Raw genomic sequence first — 4,065 nt, 5'->3', positions numbered from 1 at the left:
CGCCGGCTCCCGGTGCCGACCCGTACGGCCAGCAGGGCTACGGGGCCCCCGGTGCGCCCCCCGGTGCCCCCGGCGCGCCCCCCGGGATGCCTCCCGGCGCGAACCGGCCGCTGTCCGCGATGCTGCAGCTCGACGACGGGTCGAACCGCACGTACTCGCTGAAGCAGGGCGGCAACGTCGTCGGCCGTGGCCAGGACGCCGACTTCCGGCTACCGGACACGGGCGTGTCCCGCCGGCACCTGGAGGTCACCTGGGACGGCCAGAGCGCGACCCTGGCCGACATCGGTTCGACCAACGGGACGACCGTGAACGGCACCCCGATCCAGACCTGGCAGCTCGCCGACGGCGACGTCATCCGGGTCGGGCACTCGTCCCTGGTGTTCCGGACCCAGGGCTGACCGGGCAGGGTCCGGCCGTCCCCCGGCCCGTCCTCGGCCGTACCGCACACACATCACATCCGTGTCTCGCATAATGGCGGGGATGTGGGTCGCCTGTGGGGCCGACGACGGTCCGACGAACCGGACGAAAGTGGGCGCCACGGGCTGGGCGCGAGATGGCGGGAGCTGACGCAACAGGTGCCGGAACTGGTCGTACAACTCACCAGAGTGGGATTCCTGGTCCTGCTCTGGTTGTTCGTGTTCGGTGCACTGCGGGTGGTGCGCTCGGATCTCTACGCCGCGTCGGGGCTGCGGGTGAACGTTCCCGGCCTCCGTCGCGGTGGCAGGCAGAGCAGACCCACGCCGGGACGGCGCAAGCTGCCGCGGCAACTCGTGGTCACCCACGGCGCACTGGCCGGCACCCGGATCGCGTTGGACGGCCGACCCATCCTGATCGGGCGGGCCGACGACTCCACGCTGGTGCTCGACGACGACTACGCCTCGACACGGCACGCGCGGCTGTCGTTACGAGGAGACGAGTGGTACGTGGAAGACCTGGGCTCGACGAACGGCACCTACCTGGACCGGGCTAAGGTCACGACACCCCTGAAAGTCCCACTCGGTGTCCCCATCCGGATCGGCAAGACGGTGATCGAGCTCCGCCCATGACTCTCGTCCTACGCTACGCGGCCCGCAGTGACCGTGGCCTGGTCCGCTCGAACAACCAGGACTCGGTCTACGCCGGCCCCCGCCTGCTCGCGCTCGCCGACGGCATGGGCGGCCATGCCGCGGGCGAGGTCGCCAGCAAGGTCGTCATCGCCTCGCTGGCCCCGCTCGACGACGACGAACCCGGCGACGACCTGGTGACCCAACTCCGGGACGCGGTCACCGAGGGCAACCGGGCGATCTCGGAGCTCGTCGCCGGGGATCCCGATCTGGACGGCATGGGCACCACGCTCACCGCCGTGCTCTTCTCCGGATCGCGGCTCGGCCTCGTGCACGTCGGCGACTCCCGCGCCTACCTGATGCGCGGCGGCCAGTTCTCGCAGATCACCCGGGACGACAGCTTCGTCAACGAACTGCTCGAACAGGGCCGCATCACCGAGGAGGAGGCCGCGACCCATCCCCAGCGGTCGCTGCTGCTCAAGGCCCTGACCGGGCACGAGGTGGAACCCAGCGTCACCGTGCGCGAGGCGCGGGCGGGCGACCGGTACCTGCTCTGTTCCGACGGCCTGTCCGGGATGGTGAGCAACGAGAACCTCGCCGAGGCGCTGCGCATCCCGGACCCGCAGGACTGCGCGGACCGGATGATCGAACTGGCGCTCAAGGGCGGCGGCACCGACAACGTCACGGTGATCGTCGCCGACGTCGTCGACGTCGACTTCGGCGAGGACGCCCCGATCGTGGGTGGGGCCGCGGGTGACGGCCGGGACGAGGCGCCCACGGGCGACTCCCCCGCCGCGCGGGCCCGTGCGCTCACCGCGCCCGCCGACCCGGCCGGGGCCGAGCAACCGGGACCGGCCGAACAGCAGGCCGAGACCCCACCGGACCCGAAGGCGAAGCGCCGCAAACGTTTTCGTCTGCTGTCCGCGTTCGGGCTCGCGGTGGTCCTGCTCGCGGCCACGGGGCTGGCCACCCGCTACTTCGTGCTCGGCCAGTACTACGTCGGCGCGGACGACGGCGAGGTCGTCATCCATCAGGGTGTCCCCGGCAGCATCCTCGGCTTCGACCTGCACCGTCGGGCGGAGGGCTCCTGCCCCCCGGAGGCCTCGATGTGCGATCCACTGCGCCTGCGGGACCTCGAACAGCACGCCCGGGAGGCCGTGCGCAACGGTGTCAACCGGGAGAACCTCGACGAGTCACGCTCCTACATCAACTCGCTGCGCCGCAACAACATGCTCGAACCGTGCGACGACACGTCCGGGTCGGTCCAGGGCGGCGGATTCGGCGGTGTCGAGCAGGGTGGTGGCACCGACCAGGATCCCGCGGGACAGGACTCCACCGAACAGAACTCCGCCGGACAGACCTCCGTGCCCGCCACCGGCGGGAACGACGGCTCCACAGGGGACGACGGTCCCATCGGGGACGCCGACACGGAACCGACCGGGACGGGCGCGGAACGGCACGAGGGCGGTCAACGGCCGGGTGTGGACTGCCGTCCGGTGCCCGACTCGGGCGGGAACTGATGGCGGCACCCGCGGCGAACTCCGGTGCGGCGGCCCAGTACACGACCAACCCGCCGCGTGAGCTGCCGACCCGGCGCGGCACCGAACTGGGACTGCTCGCCTTCGCGGCGGTCATCGTCACCTCCGCGTTCGTGCTGGTGCAGGCCAACCAGGAGCAGGAGCTGTCCTGGTCGGTGGTCTGGTACGGCCTCGCCTATCTCGCGATCTTCGCCGTGGCACACCTGGCGGTACGGCGGTGGGCCACCTACGCGGACCCGCTGATCCTCCCGTGCGTCGCGCTGCTCAACGGGCTCGGCCTGGTGATGATCTACCGGATCGACCTCGCCGAGGCCCAGCAGGCGTTGGCGGCCGGGGAGGAGGCCGCGGGCAACGCGCCCCGGCAGGTGCTGTTCACGGTGATGGCGCTGGCGCTGTTCCTGGCGCTGCTGGTCGTCGTCCCGGACCACCGCGCGCTGACCCGTTACGCCTACATCTCCGGACTCGTCGGACTGGTCGCGCTGGCCCTGCCCGCCGTGCTGCCGAGCTCGATCTCCGAGGTCAACGGCGCGAAGGTGTGGCTGAAGCTGCCCGGATTCTCCATCCAACCCGGCGAGTTCGCCAAGATCCTTCTGATGATCTTCTTCGCGTCGTTCCTGGTGTCGAAACGGGACCTGTTCATGACGGCGGGCAAGCGGATCGCCGGGGTGGAACTCCCCCGTGCCCGCGACCTGGGGCCGATCATCATCGCCGCGCTGGCCTGTCTCGGCATCCTCGTGTTCGAGAAGGATCTCGGCACCGCCCTGCTGTTCTTCGGCATCGTGCTGGTGATGCTCTACGTCGCCACCGAGCGGATCATCTGGGTCGTGCTCGGTCTGAGCATGTTCGCGGTCGGCGGACTGATCGCCTATTCGCTGTTCACCCACGTGCAGCAGCGCATCGCGAACTGGATCGATCCCCTGGCCACGTACGACGAGGCCGGTGGCGGGTACCAGATCGCGCAGGCGCTGTTCGGACTCGCCACCGGCGGCATGTTCGGCACCGGGCTCGGCTCCGGGCGGCCGGACACGGTGCCGGAGGCACACACCGACTTCATCAGTGCCGCCATCGGTGAGGAGCTCGGTTTCGTCGGGCTCGCGGCCACGCTCATGGTGTACCTCCTGCTCGCCCTGCGGGGCATGCGCAGCGCGCTGGCCGTACGGGACACCTTCGGCAAACTGCTCGGCGGCGGGCTCTCGTTCGCGATCGTCATGCAGGTCTTCGTGATCGTCGGCGGGGTCACCAAGCTCATCCCGATGACCGGTGTGACCACCCCGTTCATGTCGGCGGGCGGATCGTCCCTGCTGGCCAACTACATCCTGGTGGCGTTGCTGCTGCGCATCTCGGACGCGGCGCGGCGACCCCAACAGCCCCCGAAGCCGAAACCGCAGGTCCAGCAGGCGCCGCTGGCCGACGCCCACACGGTCATGGTCCAACGTCCCGCCGGCGGGGCCGCGCCCGCTCCGCACGGCCCGTCGGACGGCGGC

General features: G+C 70.7%; 4 protein-coding genes. All 4 read left to right on the top strand.

What is annotated here, in order from left to right; genetic code table 11:
* A partial coding sequence (locus tag SACPADRAFT_RS27580) for an FHA domain-containing protein (RefSeq protein WP_007026755.1) occupies positions 1 to 398 on the top strand: 398 nt, incomplete at its 5' end.
* 177 nt (positions 399 to 575) lie between these two features.
* Complete coding sequence (locus SACPADRAFT_RS0213365) at positions 576 to 1,046, top strand: FHA domain-containing protein FhaB/FipA (RefSeq protein ID WP_026454661.1); 471 nt, start codon at positions 576 to 578, stop codon at positions 1,044 to 1,046.
* A complete protein-coding gene (locus SACPADRAFT_RS0213360; RefSeq protein WP_007026753.1) occupies positions 1,043 to 2,563 on the top strand; it encodes a PP2C family protein-serine/threonine phosphatase in 1,521 nt (506 codons plus the stop codon). The genes SACPADRAFT_RS0213365 and SACPADRAFT_RS0213360 overlap by 4 nt, the downstream gene beginning before the upstream one ends.
* Positions 2,563 to 4,065, top strand: a 1,503-nt coding sequence (locus SACPADRAFT_RS0213355; RefSeq protein WP_007026752.1) for an FtsW/RodA/SpoVE family cell cycle protein, incomplete at its 3' end; no start/stop codon positions are given. The genes SACPADRAFT_RS0213360 and SACPADRAFT_RS0213355, both read left to right, overlap by 1 nt.

The organism is Saccharomonospora iraqiensis subsp. paurometabolica YIM 90007, assembly GCF_000231035.2.
Classification (GTDB): domain Bacteria; phylum Actinomycetota; class Actinomycetes; order Mycobacteriales; family Pseudonocardiaceae; genus Saccharomonospora; species Saccharomonospora paurometabolica.
Note: the sequence above shows the minus strand (reverse complement) of the source record. Positions and strands in the feature narration are given on the sequence as shown.

Bases quoted from the DNA above. Each gene is read 5' to 3' on its own strand.
- SACPADRAFT_RS0213360 (WP_007026753.1), top strand. From the start codon at position 1,043: ATGACTCTCGTCCTACGCTACGCGGCCCGCAGTGACCGTGGCCTGGTC.